The organism is Tropicimonas sp. IMCC6043 (assembly GCF_004146235.1).
GTDB lineage: Bacteria > Pseudomonadota > Alphaproteobacteria > Rhodobacterales > Rhodobacteraceae > Tropicimonas.
Genome location: NZ_SELO01000002.1, coordinates 291,805 through 315,345 on the forward strand (window position 1 = coordinate 291,805; position 23,541 = coordinate 315,345).

Genomic DNA, 23,541 nt, shown 5'->3' on the forward strand with positions numbered 1-23,541 from the left:
TGGTCCACGGACCGCCCGGCGGGCCGGCCTCAGGCCAGCAGTCGCCGTGCGATCACCTGCGCCTGGATCTCCGCCGCGCCCTCGAAAATGTTGAGGATCCGCGCGTCGCAGAGCACCCGGGAGATCGCGTATTCCTGCGCGAAACCGTTGCCGCCATGGATCTGCAATCCATTGTCAGCCGCCGCCCAGGCGACCCTGGCGCCGAGGAGCTTGGCCATGCCCGCCTCGAGGTCGCAGCGCTGATCGTGGTCCTTCTCCCAGGCGGCGAAATAGGTCAGTTGCCGCGCCACCATGATCTCGACCGCCATCATCGCCAGCTTGCCCGAGACCCTCGGGAAGGCGATCAGCGACTTGCCGAACTGCTTGCGGTCGATGGCGTATTGCATCGAGATGTCGAGCGCCGACTGTGCCACGCCGATGGCCCGCGCCGCGGTCTGGATGCGAGCGGCCTCGAAGGTCTTCATCAGCTGCTTGAAGCCCTGCCCCTCGATGCCACCGAGCAGGTTCTCGCCTTTGACGCGAAAATTGTCGAAGCCGAGCTCGTATTCCTTCATGCCGCGATAGCCGAGCACCTCGATCTCGCCGCCTGTCATGCCCTCTGTCGGGAAAGGCTCGGCATCGGTGCCGGGCGTCTTTTCGGCGAGGAACATGCTGAGGCCCCTGTGATCCGTTGTCGCCGGATCGGTCCGGGCCAGCAGGGTCATCACATGGGTGCGCGCGGCATGGGTGATCCAGGTCTTGTTGCCCGTCACCTTGTAGTCGCCGGTCTCGTCCCTGACCGCGCGGGTCCTGAGGCTGCCGAGATCCGACCCGGTGTTGGGCTCGGTGAAGACCGCCGTCGGCAGGATCTCGGCGCTGGCGATCTTCGGCAGCCATTCCTCCTTCTGCGCGTCGGTGCCACCCGCAAGGATCAGTTCGGCGGCGATTTCGGACCGCGTGCCAAGGCTGCCCACGCCGATATAGCCGCGCGAAAGCTCCTCGGAGACCACCACCATCGACGCCTTGGAGAGGCCGAAGCCGCCATACTCCTCCGGGATCGTCAGGCCAAAGACCCCCATCTCCGCCAGTTCCTCGATGATCTCCATCGGGATCAGCTCGTCCCTGAGGTGCCAGCCTTGCGCGTTCGGCTCAACGCGCTCCACCGCGTAGCGGCGGAACTGCTCGCGGATCATCTCCAGCTCGTCCTCGAGCCCGGTCGCCCCCACGGTGATGTTCGCCGCCTGCTCCTGCATCAGCTCCACGAGGCGGGTCCGGGCGCGCTGCGAGTTGCCGTCCTGGCAGAGCGTGGTGATCCCGGGCGTGTCAAGCCGCCGCAGATCCGCGCGCTCGTCGAGCCCCATGTCGCGCACCCGCACGATCTCGGTCTGGCTCATCGGGATGCCACCCTGGATCTGCAGGAGGTATTCGCCGAAAGCGATCTGGTGAAGGAGTTGCTCGATCTCGCCGAAACGTCCGTCCGCCTCGAGCCGCTCCGCCCAGGCCTGCATCTGGCGCAGCGACTGGGCATAGGTCGCAAGCCAGGCCAGCGCGTGGGCGGCAGTCTGGTTCGCTTCAAGCAGCTCAGCGGACACCCGGCCACCCTCGGTCACGCGGGTCTTCACCGCTTCCGTCGCCGCTCCCAGGAGATCGTCCACCGGCGCGATCGCCGCCTTGGTCAGCGTCAGCAGGTTGTCGAGAACGGGGGTCTCGGGCAGGTCCAGTCCATCATGCGGCACGGCGCGAATCCTTCGGCTTCGGAGTTTCGAACGGGTCTAATCCCTTTGCAGGTGCAGCGCAACATAATTTCAATACAGGCTGGTCCTGCCATGTATTATGTCGCGATGAATTCACAGATGCAGCACCTTTGACGATCGGGTAAGCGCTGTGCATGGATCTCGCCGCCTTTTCCGCCGGTTTGCCAGCCGGCCTCTTTGCGCTGGCCTGTGCAATTACGGGCTTCGCCGCCTTCGTGAAGGGTGCGACCGGCTTCGCCATGCCGATGATCATGATCTCGGGGCTCGGATCGTTCCTCACGCCCGAGCTGGCGCTGGCCGCGCTGATCCTGCCGACGCTGGTCACCAACCTGATGCAGGCCTTCCGCGACGGGACGGCCGCGGCCTGGGCAGCCGTGAAGACCTGCCGGCTTTTCTTCGTTATGGGCGGGATCTTTCTCGTGCTGTCTGGACAGCTCGTGACCACGCTCGACCCGCGGTTGATCTTCGCGATGATCGGCTTGCCGATCACCGGTTTCGGGCTGGCACAGCTGCTCGGATGGGTGCCGCGGATCCCACCGGACAGGCGGCGCCGGACCGAGGTGATCCTGGGCTGCTGCTCGGGCGTTGTCGGCGGGATTTCCGGCGTCTGGGGCCCGCCGCTGGTCCTCTACCTCACCGCGCTCGGGACACCCAAGGCCGAACAGGTCCGCATCCAGGGCGTGGCCTTCGGGCTGGCCGCTGTGCTTCTGGCGAGTACCCATCTGCAGACCGGCGTGTTGAATGCCGCGACCTTGCCCTTCTCGGCGGTGTTGCTGTTGCCCGCCCTGGCGGGGATGTTCCTCGGCCGCCTTGTGCATGACCGGCTCGACCAATCGACGTTTCGCAAGGCAACGCTGGTGGTGCTGATCGTGGCCGGGCTGAACCTGCTGCGGCGAGCGCTGACCTGATTTGGAAACGATCGCGGCGGGCCGCAACACATCCCGACAGAAGACACCGACATGACGCCACCGCTCAGAGCGCGCCGATATCGTCACGCGCGACCGCCACCGACTTGACGATGGCAAAGCAGTTCTTTCCCGGCTCCAGCGCCAGCGCCTCGGCCGAGCGGCGCGTGACGCGGGCGAGCAGCAGGTCAGCGCCCGATTCCAGCTGCACCATGACGCCCGGCCCGTCTCCGCCACGCAGGGACCGGATGCGCGCAGGAAGGATATTGAGCGCGGAGATGGCCTCGGGCGGGGTGAGCGCAAGGATCACCTCATGCGCCGGGATGCGAATGCGCAGACCCGTTCCGGGCGCCGCGCCGACCCCCGGGAGCAGGAGATGTCCGGCAGAGGTGGCAAGCTCGGTCAGGCCATCTTCGTGGTGGCGCAGCACACGGGCCTCGATCACCGCACCTGCCTCGCGCGGACCGAGGGCGCGGGTCAGCGCCGGGTCGGCCAGCAGCTCGGCCACCGGCCCGCTGCGGTCGACATGCCCCTGCCGCAGGATGACGACCGACGTGGCGAGCCGGGCAACCTCGGCCACCGCGTGGCTGACATAGAGGATCGGCAGGCCGGAGGCGTCACGCAGCTTCTCCAGGTAGGGCAGGATCTCCTCCTTGCGGGCGGCGTCGAGCGCGGCGAGCGGTTCGTCGAGCAACAGCAGACGCGGTTGCGAGAGCAAGGCGCGGCCGATCGCGACGCGTTGCTTCTCGCCCCCCGAAAGCAGGGCCGGCGCGCGATCAAGCAGGTGGTCGATGCCGAGCATGGCGAGCAGGCGGGCCTCGCTGGCCGGGTCGCGCGGCGCTCCCGACATTCGGCGACCATAGGCGAGGTTCTTCGCCACCGACATATGCGGGAAGAGGCGGCCATCCTGGAAGACATAGCCGATGCGGCGGCGATGCGGCGGCAGCCAATGGCCGGTGGCACTGTCCTGCAGGAGGTCGTCGCCGATTCGGATGCGCCCGCTGTCAGGGCGCAGGAGGCCCGCGACCGCCTGGACGATGGTGGTTTTGCCGGCACCGGAGGGGCCGAAAAGCGCGGTGACGCCGGAGGGCGTCTCGACATCGACGTCGAGGACGAAATCCTCGCGCGCGTGTCGGAGGGTGATTGCCAGGCTCATGCGCCGGTCCTCCGCCGTGCCATGCGGCGGGCGAGAACCTCGGAGGCGACGAGCGCGCCCATGGCCACCGCGATGGAGATCAGCACAAGGCGGATCGCCGAACCCTCCGCGCCGGGGACCTGGAGGAAGGCGTAGACGGCCGACGGCAGCGTCTGGGTGCGGCCGGGGATGTTAGAAACGAAGGTGATCGTAGCGCCGAATTCGCCCATCGCCTTGGCGAAGGCGAGAATGGCGCCGGCGAGGATGCCCGGCGCGGCGAGCGGAAGGGTGATGGTGAGGAAGACGCGCGCCCGGCAGGCGCCCAGCGTCGCGGCGGCCTCTTCGAGCCCCGGATCGACCGCCTCGATGGAAAGGCGGATGGCGCGGACCATCAGCGGGAAAGCCATGATCGCCGCCGCCAGCGCGGCGCCGGTCCAGTTGAAGGCGAGCGTGATGCCGAACACGTCGTGCAGGAAGGCGCCCGCCGGACCTCGACGGCCAAATGTCAGCAGCAGAAGGTAACCGGTGACCACGGGTGGCAGGATCAGCGGCAGGTGCACGATACCGTTGACCAACTGCTTGCCGGGAAACTCGACGCGGGCCAGCAACCAGGCGATGGCGATGCCCACCGGGAGGCTCAGCGCCACCGCCCAGAACGAGACCCTAAGCGAGAGAGCGACGGCGGCCCAGGCGTCCGGCGAAATGCCGAGTGTCATTCCTCCCCCCGCCCCGCGAGCCCGAACCCATGCGCGCGGAACACCGCGGCGGCCTCCGGCCCGGCAAGCCAGGCGGCGAAAGACCCGGCTTCCGGGGAGTGGCTCTCGGCCGGGATCGCCATCGGGTAGCGGATCGGCATGTGGGTTTCTTCCGGGAAGGTCCCGATCACCGTGACGCGCGGCTCGGCCATCGCATCGGTCGCGTAGACGATCCCGAGCGGCGCCTCTCCCGAAGCCACCAGCGCGAGCGCGGCACGCACGTTGTCGGCCTGCGCCACCTGCGGCGCGACATCTTCCCACAGCCCGAGCGACATCAACGCTGCCTTGCCGTAGATGCCGGCGGGAACGGCCTCAACCAGCGCCATCGCGAGCCGGCCCTCGCCGAGCCTGCTGGCGATCGCATCCGGAGCGGTGAAGTCGAGCGGCGCGGCCTGAAGGTCATTGGCGATCAACACGAGGCGGTTCGACAACAGGTCCTGACGGCTGCCCGGACGAAGGAGCCCGTCGTCTTCCAGCCGGTCCATCCAGGTCTCGTTGGCAGAGAGAAACAGGTCCGCCGGGGCGCCGGCCTCGATCTGCCGGGCCAAAGTCGAGCTTCCGGCAAAGGACAGGGTCACGCGATGCCCGGTCTGGCTTTCCCAGGCGGACGCAGCCTCTTGCAGTGCCTCTGTCAGACTCGCTGCCGCGAAGATAAGAAGGTCCTCCGCGCGGGCAGGCGCGGCGGACATGACCAATGCCAGAAGGGCTACCTTCGGGAAGTGTTTCATGCGCCGGGCCTCCGTTTCGTCGGGCCAATCTTGGTCCGCGGCGCGTCCGGGAACAAGCCCTCCGGAAACCGAACGGCCCGGGAGTGTCCCGGGCCGTCAAAAAGGCATGCTGTCAAGAGCTTAGCCGATGGAGACCGCTTTGACCTCGTTGTCGACATAGGGCAGGTACTGCTCGAAGTTGGCCTTGAACATCGCAACCAGCTTCTTGGCCTGCTCGTCGTAGGCGGACTTGTCCTTCCAGGTGTCGCGCGGGTGCAGCAGGTCGGTTTCGATCCCGGGCACCTCGACCGGCACTTCGAAGCCGAAATACGGATCCTCCTGGAAGGCGACGGTCTTGAGCGTGCCGTTGAGGGCCGCCGACAGCAACCCACGGGTGGCCTTGATGGGCATCCGCGAGCCAGTGCCGTAGGCGCCGCCAGACCAGCCGGTGTTGACCAGCCAGCAGGTCGCGTGGTGATTGGCGATTTGCTCCATCAGCAAGTTGCCGTAGACCTCCGGGCGCCGCGGCATGAAGGGCGCGCCGAAGCAGGTCGAGAAGGTCGGCTGCGGCTCGGTCACGCCGCGCTCCGTGCCTGCCACCTTGGAAGTGAAGCCCGACAGGAAGTGATACATCGCCTGAGCCGGCGACAGTTTCGCGATCGGCGGAAGAACGCCGAAGGCGTCGCAGGTCAGCATGATGACGTTCCTCGGGTGGCCCGCCACACCCGTCGCCGAGGCGTTGTCGATGTAGAACAGCGGATAGGCGCAGCGCATGTTCGGCGTCAGGCTGTCGTCATCGAAATCGAGCTTCAGCGAGTCCTCGTCATAGACCATGTTCTCGATCACAGTGCCGAACATCGACGTTGTGGCGAAGATTTCCGGCTCGGCATCCGGCGAGAGGTTGATGGTCTTGGCGTAGCAGCCGCCCTCGAAGTTGAACACGCCCTTGCTGTCCCAGCCGTGCTCGTCGTCGCCGATCAGCACGCGGTTCGGGTCGGCCGAGAGCGTCGTCTTGCCGGTGCCCGAGAGACCGAAGAACACGGCTGTCTCGCTGGTATCGCCCGGTGCGTGGTTGGCCGAGCAGTGCATGGCCATCACGCCTTTTTCGGGCAGAAGGTAGTTGAGCGTCGTGAAAACGGATTTCTTGTTCTCGCCGGCATATTCCGTGCCGCCGATCAGGATCAGTTTTTCCTTCAGGTTCAGCGCGATGACTGTCTCGGAGCGGCAGTTGTGGCGCTCGGGGTCGGCCTTGAAGGACGGGCTATTGATGACGGTCAGCCCCGGAACGAAGCTGTCGAGCTCGACGCGGGCCGGACGGCGCAGCATGTGGCGCATGAAGATGCCATGCCAGGCGAACTCGGTCACCATCCGCACGTTCAGCCTGTGCTCCTTGTCCGCGTTGGCATAGAGATCCTCGACGTAGAACTCCTTGCCCTTCATATGCTCCAGCATGTCGGCCTTGAGGTTGGCGAAACCCTCTTCCGACATCGCCGTGTTGTTTTCCCACCAGATGGTGTCCTCGGTCACGTCGTCGCGAACGACATGCTTGTCCTTGGGCGAGCGGCCGGTGAACTTGCCGGTGCTGACCAGCATGGTGCCGCCCAACCCGATGTGGCCTTCGCCGCTCTGGAGCGCCTTCTCCATCAACTGCGAGACGAGGAGGTTGTAGTGAACATTCCCCAGTCCGGTGATGCCTTGATCTTCCAGGCGCATAGCCGGGTTAACACGTCCATTGTTCATCTGTTCGCTCCTAGCAGCCGCCCGTGCGGCCAATAAAATTTCCGTCGTCTGGTATCCGGCACCTTCCGGCCGTCTCGTCTGGGTCGTGCGCCGTCCCTTGCGTCGCGTTTGGTCCGATCTGTCGTCGCTGCGAAAAAGGGAGGGGCGGCCGAGGCCGCCCCCTGAATTGAGTGCGTCGGGTCAGCGCGGGGGCGCCAGTTCCCACTGGTCGGGAGAGCGCCACAGCCGCGAGCGCAGAAGTTCACGCTCGAAGATGAACTCCTTAGGCAGCCGGTCGAAGAACTTGTCGAACTGCTCTTCGTGGGCATGCGCTTCCTTGCCGCCCGCTTCGCGGCCGACTTCCATCAGCTCGTAGAACTTCTCGGCAGGGAAATCGAGCCCGGCCCATTCGAGGTCCTCGTGCCGCGGCATCCAGCCGATCGGGCTTTCGACGGCATATCCACGGCCATGGACGCGGTCGACGATCCACTTCAGAACGCGCATGTTCTCGCCGAAGCCCGGCCAGATGAACTTGCCGTTTTCGTCCTTGCGGAACCAGTTCACGCGGAAGATCCGCGGCGGGTTCGACACACGCCGGCCGATGTTCAGCCAGTGCCCGAAATAGTCCGCCATGTTGTAACCGCAGAAGGGCAGCATCGCCATCGGATCGCGGCGCATCGAGGTCACGCCGATCGCCGCAGCGGTGGCTTCGGAGCCCATCGTGGCCGCGAGGTAGACGCCGTGGCTCCAGTTGAAGGACTGGAACACCAGCGGCATGTCCTTGCTCATCCGGCCGCCGAAGACGAAGCCGGCCACCGGCACACCGGCCGGGTCTTCCCAAGCGTCGTCGATGGAGGGGCAGTTCGCCGCCGGCGCCGTGAAACGCGCGTTCGGGTGCGCTGCCGGCGTATCGCTGTCAGGCGTCCAGTCGTTGCCTTTCCAGTCGATGAGATGGGCCGGAGCTTCCTTGGTCATGCCTTCCCACCAGATGTCGCCATCGTCAGTGAGCGCGCAGTTGGTGTAGATGACGTCCTTCTTAATCGTCTCCACCGCGATCGGGTTCGATCCCTCGTTCGTGCCGGGGGCAACGCCGAAGAAGCCGGCCTCGGGGTTGATCGCACGCAGCACACCATCCGGACCCTTCTTGATCCAGGCGATGTCGTCGCCGACCGTGCTGACCTTCCAGCCTTCAAAGCCCTTCGGCGGCAGAAGCATGGCAAGGTTAGTCTTGCCGCAGGCGCTCGGGAAGGCGGCGGCGAGATAGGTCTTCTCGCCCTCGGGCGACTCGATGCCCATGATCAGCATGTGCTCGGCCATCCAGCCTTCGTCGCGCGCCATCACCGAGGCGATACGCAGCGCCAGGCACTTCTTGCCGAGCAGCGCGTTGCCGCCGTAGCCCGAACCATAGGACCAGATCTCGTAGGTCTCCGGGAAGTGCACGATGTATTTCTTCTGGATGTCGCTTTCGCAGGGCCAGGGAACATCTTCCTCGCCCGGCTCGAGCGGTGCGCCGACCGAGTGCAGGCAGGGGATGTAGTCGCCATCCGCGCCGAGCGAGTCCAGGACCGCCTGACCCATGCGGGTCATGATGCGCATGTTGGTGACGACGTAGGGGCTGTCGGTGATCTGCACGCCGATCTTGGCGATCGGCGATCCGATTGGACCCATGGAGAACGGGATGACATACATCGTCCGGCCCTTCATGGAGCCGTCGAACAAGCCGGTCAGGGTTTCCCGCATCTCGGCCGGCGGCGCCCAGTTGTTGGTGGGACCGGCATCGTCCTTGTTGTTCGAGCAGATGAAGGTGCGATCCTCGACCCGGCCGACGTCGGAGGGGTGCGAGCGGGCGAGGTAGCTGTTCGGGCGTTTTTCCGGGTTGAGGCGGATGAAGGTTCCGGCATCCACCATCTCCTGGCAGAGCCGGTCGTATTCTTCCTGGGATCCGTCACACCACACGACCTGGTCGGGCTTGCAGAGGGCCTGCATCTTTTCAACCCATTCGATCAGCCGGGTATTGGTGGTTGGAGTTTCCATGCTTTCCTCCTGAGGATTGCTGTAACGTTGCGGGGGCGGGCTCCGAGAAGTGACCCTTTGCGCATTGACGCTGACTTCATCGGAGAAGTTTACGTGGCGCCCGTATACCACCTGCAGATCGCTTTTGAAGCGTCGCCACACGCGTTTGTTAGCGCTACAATGTCGCTGTTTCCTAAGCTGAATACCCGACTTGCGGCGCGATCATGACCTGTACGCGACGGTGTACCGGGGCGCCGCTCCGATATGTGATGCAAATTAGCCATTCCTTTCCGAAATGGCGCTTGCATGGGCCGGGGATCGGCGCGCGATTCGCATTGGCAGTTGATTCCGGCACACGGAAGCGGGAAAATACGCTAAAATCAGAAGAACGTGCAGTATGAGGGATTGGAGCATGTCGCGCATTGCGCTTGTGGACGACGACAGGAACATCCTCACGTCGGTTTCGATGACACTGGAAGCCGAAGGATTCGAAGTCGAAACCTATAATGACGGCCAGTCGGCACTGGACGCCTTCAACCGGCGCCTGCCGGACATGGCGGTGCTCGACATCAAGATGCCGAGGATGGACGGGATGGACCTGCTGCAGCGGCTGCGCCAGAAGACGTCGATGCCGGTCATTTTCCTGACCTCCAAGGACGACGAGATCGACGAGGTGCTCGGCTTGCGCATGGGCGCGGACGACTACGTGAAGAAGCCTTTCTCGCAGCGGCTCCTAGTGGAGCGGATCCGGGCGCTGCTGCGCCGCCAGGAAGCGCTCAACGCCGACGAGGCGGGCGAGTCCGAGGTCGCCCAGGTGCTGACTCGCGGCGAGCTGACGATGGACCCGCTGCGTCACGCGGTAACATGGAAGGGCATGGACGTCTCCTTGACGGTCACTGAGTTCCTGCTGCTGCAGGCGCTCGCGCAGCGGCCCGGCTTCGTCAAGAGCCGCGACCAGCTGATGGACGTGGCCTATGACGATCAGGTTTACGTCGATGACCGGACGATCGACAGCCACATCAAGCGCCTGCGCAAGAAGATGCGGAGCGTCGACTCGGAATTCTCGGCGATCGAAACGCTCTATGGCATCGGGTACCGGTATAACGAGGAATAGCGGCGCGACCGGGAAAGGTGCGGGCGACATGCGCGACACCAGGCACGAGGCGGAGTCCGGGGTTGTCCTGGGCGAGGACTGGGTCGCCCCGGATCGCTCGGACGCGGACATGCGCGCGCGGCGCCAGGACCGCGGCTATCTCAACCTCAACCGGTCGCCGCTGGCGCGCAAGATCATCACGTTCAACCTGATCGGGTTGCTCATCCTCGTCGGCGGGGTCTTCTATCTCAACCCTTTCCGCGACAGTATTGCCACGCAGCGGGTCGCCGGCCTCCAAACGGAGGCGATGCTGATTGCCGATTTCTTCGAGGCACAGCTCCCCGCCAACGCGCCGGTGAGCCTCCGGGGCGGTGACGGGATCGACCCCCAGGGAATCCTCGACACTCTGACACTGACCCGCGGCGTGACCGTCTTCGTCTATGATGAAGAGGGCCGTCAGGTGGCGCGCAAATCGGCGCCGAAGGTTCAGCTGACGCCGGGAGAGAGCTCCACCGTCATCACCGATTTCCTGAATGCCATCTGGGTCGGCACTTCGAAGCTGCTCACGCCCATGCCGAATGAGCCCGAAGGAACCACCGGGGAAGAACTCGCGCACACGCTCGCCGGAGCCGGCCTGCGCAGCGAGACGGCCGTTCTTGCAGGCACGACCGCGGAGGGCGAGACGCTCTTTGCGGTGGCCTCGCCGATCCGTGCCGGCGTGCGGGATGTCGGCATGGTCGCAATGTCCTCGCTCCCCGGCGAGGTGGACCGGCTTGTGCGCAAGGAGCGCGAGCAAGTATTGCAGATGTTCGTCATCGCGATCCTCGTCTCCATCGGCCTCAGTCTTCTGCTCGCCTCGACCATCGCCAACCCGCTCTCCGATCTTGCCACGGCGGCCGAGATCGGCCGCGATCGCAACGCGCGCAAAATGACACCCGGCCGGGTCCGCATCCCGGATCTGTCGGGCCGTCCCGACGAGATCGGCCGCCTGTCCAACGCGCTGCGCGGCATGGTGGCGGCGCTCTATGACCGGATCGACGCCAACGAGCAGTTCGCCGCCGACGTGGCGCATGAGATCAAGAACCCGCTGGCCTCGCTCCGCTCCGCCGTCGGTACCATGCGGGTGGCCAAGCGCGAGGACCAGCGCGAGAAGCTGCTCGACGTGATCGACCATGATGTGCGCCGGCTCGACAGGCTCGTGAGCGACATCTCCAACGCCTCGCGGCTGGATTCGGAACTGGTCAAGGAGGAGGAGGAGCGGTTCGACCTTGTGAAGATGCTGACGAACCTTACCGACTACCTCGCGCAGGATGCCGGGGAGAAAGGTGTCGAGTTCATCACGGACCTGCCCCGGCAGCCGATCGAGATCCTCGGCCTCGAGGCGCGCCTCGCGCAGGTCTTCGTCAACCTCATCACCAACGCAATCAGCTTCTGCGAAGACGGCGACGCGGTGCGCGTCTGGGTCCGCAAGCGCGAGAACAGGGTGCTTGTCGTCTGCGAGGATACCGGCCCCGGGATCCCCGAACAGGCGCTCACCAAGATCTTCAATCGCTTCTATTCCGAGCGCCCGCCGGGGCAGTTCGGCAACCATTCGGGGCTTGGCCTCGCGATCTCGAAGCAGATCGTTGAGGCGCATGGCGGCGTGATCTGGGCCGAGAACATCCGGCCGACCGACGCCGATATCGCCTCAGAACCGCTCGGCGCGCGCTTCGTCGTCGGCCTTCCGGTCTGAGCCATGAGCGCGCCGGGACCCGGCGGAGATGCCGCCACGCGCCTCAACGCCTCCGCAGTCGCCCTCGACAGGCGTGCATTGCTGATCCTCGGCCCCTCGGGCTCGGGCAAATCGGCGCTCGCGCTCGACCTCATGGCGCTCGGCGCCGAACTGCTCGCCGACGACCAGGTTCTGCTGTCGCTCGAACGCGGGCACCTCGTCGCCCGATCGCATCCGAACATCGCCGGCCGGATCGAGGCCCGCCACCTCGGGATCCTGCGCCTGCCCTACTGCGAGAGCGCCGAAGTTGTGCTGGCCGTCGACCTCGGCCAGATCGAGACGCACCGCCTCCCGCCGCACCGCTCGATCGACGTCCTTGGCCAAAAGGTCACCTTGCTGCACCGCCCCCCCGCAGGGAATCCGGCATCTGCCATCCTTCACTGCCTTCGCCACGGGCGGGACACGCCATGACCGAGAGCGCTGATACCCTGCCGCAGGCGCCTGCGCCCCGCATCGTCCTCGTCACCGGCCCTTCCGGTGCTGGCCGCTCGACGGCGATCCGCGCGCTGGAGGATCTTGGTTACGAGGTGATCGACAACCTTCCGCTCTCGCTGGTCCCGCGTCTCCTCGAGGGGTCGACCCATGGCCCCGCTCTCGCCCTCGGGATCGACACCCGCAACCGCGATTTCTCCACCGGCGCCTTTCTCGACCTGATCAACAGCCTCGACACGCAGGGCGCCGAGCTGCTCTATCTCGACTGCAGACCAGAAGTCCTGCTGCGGCGCTATTCCGAGACCCGCCGTCGCCACCCATTGGCCCCTGCCGAGAATCCGGCCGTTGGCATCGAGCGCGATTTCGACCTGTTGGGCCCGATCCAGCAGCGCGCCGACATCGTCATCGACACGTCCGAGCTCACAATCCACGACACAAGGGCAGAGATCTCGCGCTGGTTCGGCGGCGCCCCCAAGAGCCGCCTTGCGGTGTCGGTGCAGTCCTTCTCCTACAAGCGCGGCCTGCCGCGCGGGCTCGACATGGTGTTCGACTGCCGCTTCCTGCGAAACCCCTACTGGAAGCCGGACCTGCGTGGCCTCGATGGCCTGTCGCCGGCGGTCGCCGACTATGTGGCAGGCGATGCCCGTTTCGAGGACTTCTTCGGCAAGGTCCTGGACCTAGCCATGCTACTGTTGCCGGCCTATGTCGAGGAGGGGAAGTCCTATCTCTCGATCGGGTTCGGCTGTACCGGCGGGCAACACCGCTCCGTGACCATGGCCGAGCGGCTCGGGAATGCGCTTGCGGAGGCCGGATGGCAGGTGTCAATTAGGCACAGGGAATTGGAGCAACTGACCGAGGCCGGCGGCTCGGCAGGGCAGACGAGGAAAAAGACGTGATCGGCATCGTGATCGTTGCTCACGGGGGCCTCGCGGCGGAGTATCTCGCCGCGGTGGAACATGTTGTGGGCAAGCAGGTCGGAATGCGCGCAATCGCCATCGCGCCGGAGCACGATCGCGTCCTGAAACAAGCGGAGATCCTTGAAGCGGCCAATGCCGTCGATACCGGCGACGGCGTAGTGGTGGTCACCGACATGTTCGGCGGCTCGCCCTCGAACCTGTCGCTCCGGGCCTGCAACAAGGCCAACCGAAAGATCCTCTACGGCGCCAACCTGCCGATGCTGATCAAGCTGGCCAAATCGCGCCAGATGTCGGTGAACGACGCGGTCAACACAGCGCTCCTGGCCGGGCGGAAATATATCAACAGCTTCGACGGGAACGGCCGGAAGGCCGACTGAATGGGGACCGCCGTGATCCGGGTTCTGGACATCATCAACGAGAAAGGTCTGCACGCGCGCGCCTCGGCGAAATTCGTCGAGACGGTCGAGGAGTTCGACGCGAGCGCCGAGGTCCGCAAGGACGGGCTCGACGCTTCGGGCGACAGTATCATGGGCCTTTTGATGTTGGCAGCTTCCCGGGGAACCTCTATTGAGGTCGAGACCAGCGGCCCCGAGGCGGAGGAGCTGATGCAGGCGCTGGTCGCGCTTGTCGCCGACCGTTTCGGCGAGGGAGTATAGCAGGAGCGGGCGGGAGACCTGGCACGTGGTTGAATCGACCCAGCATAGGCCGGTGCTGATGCATACCCGCCCGGCGAAGTCGCTGGTCGGACAGGGAAGTGGCGAGAATCTCGCAGACCAGCCCTATGACAAGCGCCGCCTTTCCTATGCCAACACCTTTGAGAACCCGGTGCAGGTCGGCATCATCCACACGATGGAGGCGCTGACCGGGAAGCTGCGGCTCCTGCGCCTGATCCGGAAATTCGAGGCGATGGGCGTTCCCGAGGGTCAGGCCTTCTGGGCCCAGGCGCTCGACGTCATGGGCATCGCGCTGCGGACGCCGCAGGCGCAGATCGACGCGATCCCGGCGGAGGGCCCGCTGGTGATCGTCGCCAACCATCCGCACGGCCTGATCGACGGAATGGTGCTGGCCGAGTTGATCGGCCGGCGGCGGACCGATTACAAGATCCTGACCCGGTCGCTGCTGACCGGCGTGGGCGAGATCGACCGCTTCATGATCCCGGTGCCCTTCCCGCATGAAAGCGACGCGCTCCAGCAGAACCTGGAAATGCGCAAGACAGCGATGTCCCATCTGCAGGACGGCGGCTGCATCGTGCTCTTCCCCTCGGGAGTCGTCGCCTCATCGGACACGCTTTTCGGGCCGACCGTCGAGCGCGAGTGGAATCCGTTCACTGCCAAGATGATCCTGCGCAGCCGGGCGCGCGTGCTGCCGATCTTCTTTCCCGGCCGGAATTCGCGCTGGTATCAGATGGCCAACCGGATCTCGGCGACGCTGCGCCAGGGGCTCCTGCTCTACGAGGTGGTCCACGCGCTCAACAAGCCGCAGGCGCCGGTCGTCGGCACGCCGATAGAGCGCGACGAGATCGCCGAATGGTCTGCAAACCCGCGCGGCTTCGTGGCGATGCTGCGCGAGCGGACGCTGGCGCTGAGAGGCGCCTGAACCGCCGGACCACGAACGGGTGACGCAGCCTGCTAGCGCGTCGGCACCGGTGTCTCACCTCGGTAATCGTAGAAGCCACGGCCGCTCTTGCGGCCGAGCCATCCCGCCTCGACATATTTCGTCAATAGCGGACAGGGCCGATATTTCGTGTCGGCCAGCCCGTCGTAGAGAACGTTCATGATCGCCAGGCAGGTATCGAGCCCGATGAAATCGGCCAGTTCCAGCGGGCCCATCGGGTGCGCCGCACCGAGCTTCATCGCCGTGTCGATCGAGCGCACGCTGCCGACGCCCTCGTAGAGCGTGTAGACCGCCTCGTTGATCATCGGCAGCAGAATGCGGTTGACGATGAAGGCCGGGAAATCCTCGGCGCTCGCAGCCGTCTTGCCGAGGCTGTCGACCAGGTCGAGCATGGTCTTGTAGGTCGCCTCGTCGGTGGCGATGCCGCGGATCAGTTCGACAAGCTGCATCACCGGTACCGGGTTCATGAAATGCAGCCCCATGAAGCGTTCGGGCCGGTCGGTGCGGCTTGCGAGCCGGGTGATCGAGATCGAGGAGGTGTTGGACGTCAGGATCGTCGTGGGCTTCAGATGCGGCTGTAGATCTTCGAAGATCGCGTTCTTGATCGTCTCCCGCTCGGAGGCGGATTCGACGATCAGATCGGATTGGCCCAGTTCCGGGAGCGAGAGGGTCGCCCGGATGCGACCGAGCGCCTCGTCGCGCGCCGCGCCGGCGATCTTCTCCTTGGCGACCTGGCGATCCAGGTTCTTGCGGATCGTGGCAAGTCCCCGGTCCAGCGCCTCCTGGCTGATGTCGTTCAGCGTCACGTCATAGCCGGCGAGCGCAAAGACATGGGCGATCCCGTTGCCCATCTGGCCGGCGCCGACTATTCCGACGGTCTTGATTTCCATGGTCCCACCTTCCCGTGGAGATACTGAATTTGCGCGAACAGTATTCTGCAACTGCAAAGCATTCCAGCGCAGAGCGCCCGGGCGCTTGCTAAAAATCGTCTCAACCTGTCCGTTTAGGGAAATCGCAATCCACCATCTGCAACCTGCATTCCGGGAAAGTGCAAAAAAGGTGGTGGGATGGCATTCGAACATCCGGGCGAAGGTGCCCTTGACTATCTGCCGTGCAGATACGGCAGTTCCAGGATTCTGTTTCGGGGACCGAGGAAGGCATTGTCCGATCCGTACATCGCCTTTCTCGGCGGGACCGAGACCTATGGCCGGTTCATCGTGCGCCCCTTCCCAGACGTCGTCGGCGATGCGCTTGGCGTGACTGGCGTCAATCTCGGCTGCGTCAACGGCGGCATCGATGTCTACCTGAAGGACGAGACATTGCTGGGTATCTCCGGCCGCGCCCAGGTCACCGTCCTGCAGGTGATGGGAGCGCATAATCTTTCGAACCGCTTCTATTCCGTTCATCCGCGGCGCAACGACCGATTCGTCGGCGCCTCCCCTGTGATGCAGGCGTTGTTCCGTGAGGTCGATTTCACGGAATTCGCCTTCACGCGGCACCTGATGAGCAGCCTGCGCTCGATCTGCCCGGAGAGATTCGAGCATGTGGTCACCGAGTTGCAGACGGCCTGGGTGGCGCGGATGCGCACCCTGCTCCAGGCCATCGACGGACCGAAGCTCCTGCTCTGGCTCGCTGACCACCGGCCCGAGAACGCCAGCGCCGCGCGCGCGGGCTATCGCAACGATCCGCTCTACGTCGAGCGCGCCATGCTCAATGCGCTCGAGGGCCTGCATGACGGGTGCATCGAGGTGGTCTATGATCCGGAAATCCGCGGCACCCGGTAGGACGGAATGGTGTTCTCGGAACTCGAGGCCCCCGCCGCGCGCCAGACCCCCGGCATGGCCGTGCACGAGGCCGCGGCCGCGGCCCTTGAGGAACAGCTGATGGTCTTCTTTACCTAAGCAAAAGGCCCGCCGGTTGGCGGGCCCTGCCGTTCGATTCCGGGGTCGGGCCGGCTCAGAGCTTGCTTGTCAGTTCCGGCACGGCGGCAAAGAGATCCGCAACGAGGCCGTAATCGGCGACCTGGAAGATCGGCGCTTCCTCGTCCTTGTTGATCGCGACGATCACCTTGGAATCCTTCATGCCGGCGAGGTGCTGGATCGCCCCCGAGATGCCGATGGCGATGTAGAGCTCCGGCGCCACCACCTTGCCGGTCTGGCCGACCTGCCAGTCATTCGGCGCATAGCCCGAATCAACCGCCGCGCGCGAGGCGCCGACGGCGGCGCCGAGCTTGTCGGCCAGCGCCTCGATGAGCCGGAAATCTTCCTCCGAGCCGACGCCACGGCCGCCAGAGACGACGACACCCGCCGACGTGAGTTCGGGCCGGTCGGACGCCGCGACCTTGTCCTCGACCCATTCGGAGAGACCCGAGGTTGCGCCCGTGCCGACCGCCTCGACCGGCGCCGCGCCGCCCGCAGCCGCAGCGTCGAAGCTCGCGGTGCGGATCGAGAGGACCTTCTTGGCATCCGCCGACCGGACGGTCTGGATCGCGTTGCCGGCATAGATCGGGCGCTCGAACGTGTCGGCGTCGACCACCGCGGTAATGTCGGAGATCACCATGACGTCGAGCAGCGCGGCAACGCGCGGCAGGATGTTCTTCGCATCGCTGGTCGCCGGCGCCACGACGTGCGTGTAGTCGCCGGCGAGCGAGACGATCAGGTCCGCCACCGGCTCGGCGAGGCTGTGACAGAACCCATGGTCGCCGGCAAAGAGCACCTTGGCGACACCTGTGAGCGTGGCGGCCTCGGCTGCCGCGCCGTCTCCGCCTTCGCCGGCGACAAGCACATGGACCTCGCCAAGCGAGGCAACCGCCGTCAGCGCCTTGGCAACGGAATCAGTGGCAAGCTGGCCGTCCTTGACGTCCGCAAGAAGAAGAACAGCCATCAGAGCACCCCCGCTTCATCTTTCAGTTTCGTCAGCAACTCGTCGACCGAACCGACGATCACCCCGGCCTTGCGCGCTGCCGGTTCGCTGGTCCGGACGATCTCCAGCCGCGGCGCGACGTCGACGCCAAAGTCGTCCGGTGTCTTGATGTCGAGCGGCTTCTTCTTGGCCTTCATGATGTTGGGCAACGAGGCATAGCGCGGCTCGTTGAGCCGCAGGTCCACGGTGATGACGGCGGGCAGCTTGACTTTCACGGTCTGGAGCCCGCCATCGACCTCGCGGGTGACAAGCGCGGCGCCATCCTCGATCGAGACCGCGGAAGCGAAAGTCGCCTGAGCCCACCCCATCAGCGCGGCGAGCATCTGGCCGGTGGCGTTCAGGTCGTTGTCGATGGCCTGCTTGCCGCAAAGCACGAGGCCCGGCTGTTCCTCGTCGACGATCGCCTTGAGGATCTTGGCGACGGCCAGCGGCTCGATATCGGTGTGAACGTCCTCGGTGGCCTGCACGAGAATCGCCCGGTCAGCGCCCATGGCAAGCGCGGTCCTGAGCGTCTCCTGCGCCTGCTTGACGCCGATCGAAACGGCGACGATCTCGTCAACCTTGCCGGCTTCCTTGAGGCGGATGGCTTCTTCCACGGCGATCTCGTCGAACGGGTTCATCGACATTTTCACGTTGGCCAGATCGACGCCCGTGCCATCCGCCTTCACGCGGACCTTCACGTTGTAGTCGATCACACGCTTGACGGGTACGAGGACCTTCATTCACGTGTCTCCCTCTTGGCCGGCCGCGCGGGACCGGCGGTTTCGTTCCATGTGCATCGGAAATGTGCTTAGCGGAGCCGGCTTCGCTGCAACAGCAAAAAAAAGCCTCTCGCCGGGTCCCGGATACCGCGTTTTTTGGTCGCGGCCAGGACATATTCTTTCGTGGATGGCGCGCGAAACGCAGGATCGTGGCCGGCGCTGGCCTCAGCGCGTCGCGCCGGGCACCCAGAGCACATCCGCCTGGCCGCCCGAATTAGCCTGCCGGGAGGCGACGAAGAACCAGTCGGAGAGCCGGTTGAGATATTTTACCGCGACCGGGTTCACCGGCTCGGTGGCGGCGAGTTCCACCGCACGGCGCTCGGCGCGACGCGAGACCGTCCGGCAGAGGTGCAGGTGCGCCGCCAGCGGCGAGCCGCCGGGCAGGATGAAGCTGCGCAGCGGCGCGAGGTCCGCGTTCATCTCGTCGATCTCCGCCTCGAGCCGCTCGACCTGGCTCGGAACCATGCGCAGGGGCGGATACTCGGCCTCGGCATCCTTCTCCATCTCCGGTCGGCAAAGATCGGCGCCGAGATCGAAGAGGTCGTTCTGGATCGCGGCGAGGCGCGCGTCGATCTCGCCGTCCGCGTGGAGCCGCGCCAAGCCGACGCTCGCGTTGCACTCGTCGACCGTGCCATAGGCTTCGACCCGCGGCGAATACTTGGCCACGCGACTGCCATTACCGAGAGCCGTGTCGCCGCCATCGCCGGAGCGGGTGTAGATCTTGTTCAGGACAACCATTTTCAACCTCCCCGGCGCAGCCAGACAAAGAGCAGGATCAGCAGGATCGCCACGAACTGCGCCGCGATCCGGTAGCGCATGATGCGGTTGGCGTGCTTGCGGTTGAACGCGCCACCTCGGCCAAAGCCGCCGATGCCGGTCAACAGGATGAAGAGCACCACGAGCACCGCGGCGCCGGCGAGCAGGAACAGCGGATCGGACAGCATGGATTCTCTCCCCTCTTTGTGCCACGGACCGGCATATCGCGACGGGCGGCGAATGCGAAGCCCGTTCCTTGGCTCAGCCCTTCGCGACCAGCCAGTCGAGCGCCCGGGTTGGCAACAGCCGGCGCAATGCACCCATGATGTAGGTCGGCGTTGTGACGTAGTAGCGCGGCGCCGGTTTTCGTGCCTCGAGCGCGCGGACGAGCTTGGCGGTTACCGCCGCGGGCGGCAGTTCGAAACGGTCCGGCGCCGGCGTCCTGTAGAGGCGCTTGAGCAGGCTCGTCTCGTATTGCGCCGCCCGGGGCGAAACGCGCCAGTCGATCCAGCGTTCGAACTGCGCGATCGCGTTGACCCGGAACCGGGAAGTGATCGGCCCCGGCTCAATCAGGATCACCTTGATGCCGGCATCGGCCATCTCGAGCCGGAGCACGTCGGTCATGCCCTCGAGCGCGTATTTTGTCGCGACATAGGCGCCGCGCCATTTCAAGGGCACCAGCCCGAGAACCGAAGAACATTGCACGATCCTGCCGCCGCCCTGCGCACGCATGATCGGCAAGACCTGTCGCGTGAGCTCGTGCCAGCCGAAGAGATTGGCCTCGAAGATCGCGCGGAGCCCGTCAGTCGGCAGATCCTCGAGCGCGCCAGGCACAGCGAAGGCGCCGTTGTTGTAGAGCGCGTCGAGCCGGCCCCCGGTGCGCGCGGCGACCTCGGCCACGCAGGCGGTGATCGTTTCGGGTTCGGAATAGTCGAGCCGCAGGCTTTCGAGCCCTTCGGATGCGAGCCGCGCAACATCCTCGGCCTTGCGGCAGGTGGCGAAGACCCGCCAGCCGCGCGCCGCAAGCCCGTGCGCGGCGTCATGGCCGATCCCGGAGGAACAGCCTGTCATTAGTATGGTCTTTTGCGCCGTGCCCGGCGTCGCGTCTCGGGTCATCGAGGGGCCTCGCTGCTGCTCGTCCCCTCCTGCCGCGCTGCGGCGGCAGGCGCAAGCGTTCAGCCGCCGGCCAACTCGTCCGCGAGAAATTTTCGGGACATGAAGCCGGTCGTCTCGCCGTCGCCCATGCGAATCCGTGCCCAGCTCAGTCCCTCATAAGCCACGAGTTCGACCTCGTCACCATAGCCGACCGAACCGACGACCTCGTGCGCCGTCGAGGGGCCGGAACGGACATTGACCCGGCTGCCGGTGACAAAGAGCACGCGTGCCGTCCGTTCCGCCAGCATCGGTTCGGGAGCAGGAGCGGCTGTCGCCGCTGCGGCTTCAAAACTCACCCGGGTCTCATCGGTGCCGACATTCTCCTCGACCGCATCGAGCGCCAGTGCCTCGGCAAGCGCTGCTTCGACGCCGGTCTGCAGAGGTTCGGGGGGAAGGTCGCCTTCCGTAACCCGCGCGACCACAGGCGTCACGAGGGCTTCCGGTGCATTGCGCACCGCGTCAGCCATCGCCGCCGGTTCAGCGGACGCCAGCGCGACAGGCTCGGTCTCTGTCCGCGAAACCGCAACATCGGTTTTCTCAATTGGAGCGTCCGGTGCCACGATCATGGCAACACCGAGGATCAGAAGCGTTCCGGCAACATATCTTCCAAGCATAGGTTCCCCCCCTTGGACACACGCGAGAATCATTCGTCAAAAATAGTCGTTATGACATAGTAGCCGATAAAGGCCGAAAATAGCGGTGACATTGCCTATACTGAGGCAATTTCCGGCGCGAGACGCGCTTGTTCAGGCCGAGCGGCTTGGATACACAGCCTGCTATGAGCGACAACGCGGACGATCCGGACATCCCCTCGAACGAGAGCGCCGAGCCGCTGAGCCGGGCGATCGGCGAACGCTACCTGACCTATGCGCTCTCCACGATCATGCACCGCGCCCTGCCGGACGCGCGCGACGGGCTGAAGCCTGTCCACCGGCGCATTCTCTACGCGATGCGGGAGCTCCGCCTCACTTCGACCGGCGCCTTCCGCAAGTCGGCCAAGATTTCGGGCGACGTGATGGGCAACTATCACCCGCATGGTGATGCGGCGATCTACGACGCGATGGCGCGGCTGGCGCAGGATTTCGTGATCCGCTACCCGCTGGTCGACGGCCAGGGGAATTTCGGCAATATCGACGGCGACAACCCGGCGGCGAGCCGCTACACCGAGGCGCGCCTCACCGCGGCCTCCGAGGCGCTGATGGACGGGCTGGCGGAGAACTCCGTCGATTTTCGCGAGAATTACGACGGCACCCTGACCGAGCCGGAGGTGCTGCCGGCGGCCTTCCCGAACCTCCTTGCGAACGGCTCGAGCGGGATCGCCGTCGGCATGGCGACGAACATCCCGCCCCACAATCTCGACGAACTGGTGGCGGCCTGCCTGCATCTCGTCAAGACGCCCGAGGCGCGCGACGACACGCTGCTCAATTACGTCCCGGGTCCGGATTTTCCCACCGGCGGGGTGATCGTCGAGCCGCCCGAGTCGATCGCCGAGACCTATCGGACCGGGCGCGGCGCCTTCCGTCTGCGCTGCCGCTGGGAAATCGAGGAGACCGGCCGCGGCCAGTGGCAGGTGGTGGTGACCGAGATCCCCTACCAGGTGCAGAAATCGAAGCTGATCGAGAAACTCGCCGAGCTGATCCAGACCAAGAAGGTGCCGATCCTCGCCGATGTGCGCGACGAAAGCGCCGAGGACATCCGCATCGTGCTCGAACCGCGCTCGCGCAATGTCGACGCGGATGTGCTGATGAACATGCTGTTCCGCAGCTCGGACCTCGAGACCCGCTTCTCGATGAACATGAACGTACTGATCGACGGGCGCACGCCGAAGGTCTGCTCGCTCAAGGAAGTGCTGCGCGCCTTCCTCGACCATCGCCGCGCAGTGCTGATCCGGCGCGCGGAGCACCGGCTTGAGAAGATCGACCACCGGCTGGAAGTGCTCGAAGGCTTCATCATCGCCTTTCTGAACCTCGACCGGGTGATCGACATCATCCGCTACGACGAGGCGCCGAAGGAAGCGCTGAAGCGGGAGAGCTGGGGCAGACCCATCGCGCGAGCGACGTCGGAGGCCGACTATGTCCCGCCTGCCCCGCTGCCCGAAGGCGACGAGGGAATGCTCTCCGAGGTGCAGGCCGAGGCGATCCTCAACATGCGCCTGCGCTCCCTCCGAAAGCTCGAGGAGATGGAGCTACGCGGCGAACGGGACGCGCTGATGGAGGAGCGCGCGGGGCTCCAGGACCTGCTCGAGAGCGAGGATCTGCAATGGGATCGGATCGCCGGAGAGCTGCGGGAGGTCCGCAAGGCCTTCGGCAAATCCACCCCCGGCGGCGAACGCCGGACAGATTTCGCCCGGGCCGTCGAAGTGGCCGAGGTGCCGCTCGAGGCGATGATCGACCGCGAACCGATCACCGTGGTCTGCTCACAGATGGGCTGGATCCGGGCGATGAAGGGGCATATCGATCTCGACACAGAGATGAAATACAAGGATGGCGACGCGGGCCGCTTCCTCATCCACGCCGAGACCACCGACCGGCTGCTTGTCTTTGGCTCGAACGGCCGCTTCTACACGCTGTCGGCCTCCGCGCTGCCCGGCGGCCGCGGGATGGGCGAGCCCGTCCGCCTCATGGTGGACCTGCCCAACGAGGCCGAGATCGTCGCACTGATGATCCATCGACCCGGCACACGGCTCCTCGTCGCCTCCTCGGCTGGCGACGGATTTATCGTGCCGGCCGAAGAGGTCGTGGCACAGACACGCGCCGGCAAGCAGGTGCTGAACGTGAAGGACGACGTGACTGCGGTGATCTGCAAACCCGTGGAAGGCGACCACGTGGCGGTGATATCGCGGAACCGGAAGTTCCTCGTCTTCCCGGTGAGCGAATTGCCAGAAATGACCCGCGGCAAGGGTGTGCGGATCCAGAAATACAATCAGACCCGCGGTCGGCAGGGGATGCTGGAACTCGACGGCGGGCTTTCGGATCTCACAACATTCGACGCCGAGGAAGGCCTGAAATGGCAAATGCCGAACGGCCAGACCAGGCACGAGAAGGATCTTTCGCCCTATGTCGGCAAGCGCGCCGGCGTTGGCCGGCAACCGCCCTACGGCTTCCCGCGCGACAACAAGTTCAGCTGAGAAAGCGGGCGTTGCCCCCCCCCCGC

The 23,541-nt window shown here is 65.4% G+C and carries 23 protein-coding genes; 10 read left to right on the forward strand and 13 right to left on the reverse strand.

The annotated features are described in order from the left end of the window. Positions 1–29: 29 nt before the first annotated feature. Entirely contained in the window at positions 30–1,715 is a 1,686-nt protein-coding gene (locus EU800_RS03690; protein ID WP_129628664.1) for an acyl-CoA dehydrogenase family protein, read from the reverse strand. Between the two features lie 152 nt (positions 1,716–1,867). Here EU800_RS03690 and EU800_RS03695 point away from each other — a divergent pair, with 152 nt between their 5' ends. Next, positions 1,868–2,641, forward strand: coding sequence for a sulfite exporter TauE/SafE family protein (locus tag EU800_RS03695; RefSeq protein WP_129628666.1), 774 nt, complete (start codon positions 1,868–1,870; stop codon positions 2,639–2,641). Between the two features lie 64 nt (positions 2,642–2,705). Here the strand turns inward: EU800_RS03695 and modC are convergent, their stop codons facing one another. The 5 genes from modC to EU800_RS03720 all read right to left on the reverse strand — a co-directional run bounded on the left by modC (position 2,706) and on the right by EU800_RS03720 (position 9,129). Then, the gene (modC, locus tag EU800_RS03700) at positions 2,706–3,794 is read right to left on the reverse strand and encodes a molybdenum ABC transporter ATP-binding protein (RefSeq protein WP_129628668.1); all 1,089 of its coding nucleotides are present in this window, start codon (positions 3,792–3,794) and stop codon (positions 2,706–2,708) included. Next, positions 3,791–4,489, reverse strand: coding sequence for a molybdate ABC transporter permease subunit (gene modB, locus EU800_RS03705; RefSeq protein ID WP_129628670.1), 699 nt, complete (start codon positions 4,487–4,489; stop codon positions 3,791–3,793). The genes modC and modB overlap by 4 nt, the downstream gene beginning before the upstream one ends. After that, positions 4,486–5,256, reverse strand: a complete 771-nt coding sequence (modA, locus tag EU800_RS03710) for a molybdate ABC transporter substrate-binding protein (protein WP_129628672.1) — start codon at positions 5,254–5,256, stop codon at positions 4,486–4,488. Before modA ends, modB begins: the two co-directional genes overlap by 4 nt. Positions 5,257–5,376: 120 nt before the next feature. Next, positions 5,377–6,975 (reverse strand): phosphoenolpyruvate carboxykinase, encoded by a 1,599-nt coding sequence (locus EU800_RS03715; RefSeq protein ID WP_129628674.1) that lies wholly within the window; start codon positions 6,973–6,975, stop codon positions 5,377–5,379. A 180-nt stretch (positions 6,976–7,155) separates the two neighbouring features. Next, positions 7,156–9,129, reverse strand: a complete 1,974-nt coding sequence (locus EU800_RS03720) for a phosphoenolpyruvate carboxykinase (GTP) (RefSeq protein WP_371685563.1) — start codon at positions 9,127–9,129, stop codon at positions 7,156–7,158. A gap of 250 nt (positions 9,130–9,379) precedes the next feature. Here EU800_RS03720 and EU800_RS03725 point away from each other — a divergent pair, with 250 nt between their 5' ends. From EU800_RS03725 to EU800_RS03755, 7 genes are read left to right on the forward strand one after another with little or no spacing between them, the layout of a single operon-like run. Beyond that, entirely contained in the window at positions 9,380–10,081 is a 702-nt protein-coding gene (locus tag EU800_RS03725) for a response regulator transcription factor (RefSeq protein WP_129628678.1), read from the forward strand. 28 nt (positions 10,082–10,109) lie between these two features. Next, positions 10,110–11,792 carry a sensor histidine kinase gene (locus EU800_RS03730; protein ID WP_129628680.1) on the forward strand — a complete coding sequence of 561 codons (1,683 nt, stop codon included), beginning with the start codon at positions 10,110–10,112 and terminating at the stop codon, positions 11,790–11,792. Between the two features lie 3 nt (positions 11,793–11,795). Beyond that, entirely contained in the window at positions 11,796–12,242 is a 447-nt protein-coding gene (locus EU800_RS03735) for an HPr kinase/phosphorylase (RefSeq protein ID WP_129628682.1), read from the forward strand. Beyond that, positions 12,239–13,159, forward strand: coding sequence for an RNase adapter RapZ (gene rapZ / locus EU800_RS03740; protein ID WP_129628684.1), 921 nt, complete (start codon positions 12,239–12,241; stop codon positions 13,157–13,159). Before EU800_RS03735 ends, rapZ begins: the two co-directional genes overlap by 4 nt. After that, entirely contained in the window at positions 13,156–13,557 is a 402-nt protein-coding gene (locus EU800_RS03745; RefSeq protein WP_129628686.1) for a PTS sugar transporter subunit IIA, read from the forward strand. The genes rapZ and EU800_RS03745 overlap by 4 nt, the downstream gene beginning before the upstream one ends. Then, positions 13,558–13,836 carry an HPr family phosphocarrier protein gene (locus tag EU800_RS03750; RefSeq protein WP_129628688.1) on the forward strand — a complete coding sequence of 93 codons (279 nt, stop codon included), beginning with the start codon at positions 13,558–13,560 and terminating at the stop codon, positions 13,834–13,836. A 58-nt stretch (positions 13,837–13,894) separates the two neighbouring features. Further along, positions 13,895–14,776 (forward strand): lysophospholipid acyltransferase family protein, encoded by an 882-nt coding sequence (locus EU800_RS03755; protein WP_129628908.1) that lies wholly within the window; start codon positions 13,895–13,897, stop codon positions 14,774–14,776. A gap of 32 nt (positions 14,777–14,808) precedes the next feature. Here the strand turns inward: EU800_RS03755 and EU800_RS03760 are convergent, their stop codons facing one another. Next, a complete protein-coding gene (locus EU800_RS03760; RefSeq protein WP_129628691.1) occupies positions 14,809–15,684 on the reverse strand; it encodes a 3-hydroxybutyryl-CoA dehydrogenase in 876 nt (291 codons plus the stop codon). A gap of 177 nt (positions 15,685–15,861) precedes the next feature. Between EU800_RS03760 and EU800_RS03765 the strand changes: the two genes are divergently transcribed. Further along, a complete protein-coding gene (locus EU800_RS03765) occupies positions 15,862–16,578 on the forward strand; it encodes a DUF6473 family protein (protein WP_371685564.1) in 717 nt (238 codons plus the stop codon). Positions 16,579–16,750: 172 nt separating this feature from the next. Here EU800_RS03765 and EU800_RS03770 read toward each other — a convergent pair whose 3' ends face one another. From EU800_RS03770 to EU800_RS03795, 6 genes are all read right to left on the reverse strand, one after another. Next, positions 16,751–17,677 (reverse strand): FAD-binding protein, encoded by a 927-nt coding sequence (locus tag EU800_RS03770; protein WP_129628693.1) that lies wholly within the window; start codon positions 17,675–17,677, stop codon positions 16,751–16,753. After that, entirely contained in the window at positions 17,677–18,438 is a 762-nt protein-coding gene (locus tag EU800_RS03775; protein ID WP_129628695.1) for an electron transfer flavoprotein subunit beta/FixA family protein, read from the reverse strand. The genes EU800_RS03770 and EU800_RS03775 overlap by 1 nt, the downstream gene beginning before the upstream one ends. A 204-nt stretch (positions 18,439–18,642) precedes the next feature. Continuing rightward, complete coding sequence (locus EU800_RS03780) at positions 18,643–19,215, reverse strand: cob(I)yrinic acid a,c-diamide adenosyltransferase (protein WP_129628697.1); 573 nt, start codon at positions 19,213–19,215, stop codon at positions 18,643–18,645. Positions 19,216–19,217: 2 nt separating this feature from the next. Continuing rightward, on the reverse strand, positions 19,218–19,421 hold the full coding sequence (locus tag EU800_RS03785; RefSeq protein ID WP_129628699.1) for a twin transmembrane helix small protein: 204 nt from the start codon (positions 19,419–19,421) through the stop codon (positions 19,218–19,220). A gap of 73 nt (positions 19,422–19,494) precedes the next feature. Further along, complete coding sequence (locus EU800_RS03790) at positions 19,495–20,349, reverse strand: SDR family oxidoreductase (protein ID WP_129628701.1); 855 nt, start codon at positions 20,347–20,349, stop codon at positions 19,495–19,497. A gap of 59 nt (positions 20,350–20,408) precedes the next feature. Then, the gene (locus EU800_RS03795; RefSeq protein WP_165354552.1) at positions 20,409–21,002 is read right to left on the reverse strand and encodes an SH3 domain-containing protein; all 594 of its coding nucleotides are present in this window, start codon (positions 21,000–21,002) and stop codon (positions 20,409–20,411) included. Positions 21,003–21,166: 164 nt separating this feature from the next. On the opposite strand from EU800_RS03795, the gene EU800_RS03800 reads away from it, so the two are divergent. Then, positions 21,167–23,515, forward strand: a complete 2,349-nt coding sequence (locus tag EU800_RS03800; protein WP_129628705.1) for a DNA topoisomerase IV subunit A — start codon at positions 21,167–21,169, stop codon at positions 23,513–23,515. Positions 23,516–23,541 lie beyond the last annotated feature (26 nt).